We start from the raw sequence: 1397 nt of genomic DNA on the forward strand, positions 1-1397 counted from the left end.
ATAGCAGGAAAATGGATGGCAAGAAAGCCCAAGCCATTCGCTCCTTATTAAGAGAATCTGAAACAAGTTCAGATTAAATCTTCTTTCTCATTCTAGCCACAGGAATATCGAGTTGCTCGCGGTATTTTGCAATAGTTCGTCGTGCAATTGGATAGCCTTTTTCTTTTAGAATTTCGGCCAATTGATCGTCTGGAAGTGGTTTGCTTTTATCTTCGTCTTCAATAGTGTTTTGAAGAATTTTCTTGATTTCTAAGGTAGAAACATCTTCGCCTTGATCGTTTTTCATGGCTTCTGAGAAGAATTCTTTTATCAATTTTGTACCATAAGGTGTGTCGACATATTTGCTGTTGGCAACACGAGAAACGGTAGAAATATCGAGCCCAACCATATCGGCAATGTCCTTAAGAATCATTGGTTTCATTGATGTTTCTTCGCCGTCAAGGAAATATTCCTCTTGAAAATGCATGATGGCATTCATAGTTACAAATAGCGTTTCTTGACGTTGTTTTATGGCGTCGATGAACCATTTTGCCGAGTCTAATTTTTGTTTGATAAATTGAACTGCGTCTTTTTGTGCATTCGATTTATCGCGCGAATCTTTATAGGTTTGCATCATTTCTTGGTAATCTTTCGACACGTGAAGTGATGGCGCATTTCGTCCGTTTAGGGTTAATTCTAGTTCGCCATCGTTGATTCTGATGGCAAAATCGGGAACAATATTTTCTGTAATTTTATTGTTTCCTGTGAATGAACCGCCTGGTTTTGGGTTTAATTTTTCAATTTCGTGAATGGCTTTTTTAAGTTGCTCATTAGAAACTGCATATTTTTGAAGTAATTTATCGTAGTGTTTTTTGGTGAAAGCATCAAATTGGTTTTCGATAATATCAATCGCCAAATCAACATTTTCGGTTGGTGTTTTATGTTTTAATTGCAACAACAAACACTCTTGTAAGTCGCGCGCACCAACACCAGAAGGTTCTAATTCGTGAATAACATTTAGCATGCGTTCTACATTTTTCTCATCGGTGTAAATGCCTTGAGTAAATGCCATATCGTCTACAATATCTTGAATTGTACGGCGAATGTAACCCATGTCATCAATGCTTCCCACAAGAAATTCTGCAATTTCTCTATCGGAATCTGTCAAAATAAATGTATTCAACTGATTGATTAAATCCTGATGAAAACTAACATTTTGAACCAATGGCGACTCACGATCATCGTCGTCATCACTGTAATTGCTGGTTTGCGTTTTGTAATCTGGAGTTTCGTCGTCACTTAAATATTCGTCAATGTTGATGTCGTCGGCTTCGATATTGTCGCTTCCTTCATAATCATCATATTCGTCGTTGTTGTCGAACTCGTCTTTTTCAAAAACCTCTTCCTCATCTTTACCG

At 37.4% G+C, this 1397-nt stretch carries 1 protein-coding gene; it reads right to left on the bottom strand.

Annotation, left to right across the window (positions count from 1 at the left end):
* Window positions 1–73: 73 nt before the first annotated feature.
* A partial coding sequence (rpoN, locus tag DIU01_RS09820) for an RNA polymerase factor sigma-54 (RefSeq protein WP_290833952.1) occupies window positions 74–1397 on the bottom strand: 1324 nt, incomplete at its 5' end.

Origin of the sequence: Flavobacterium sp. (genome assembly GCF_003525665.1) — a bacterium.
GTDB lineage: Bacteria > Bacteroidota > Bacteroidia > Flavobacteriales > Flavobacteriaceae > Flavobacterium.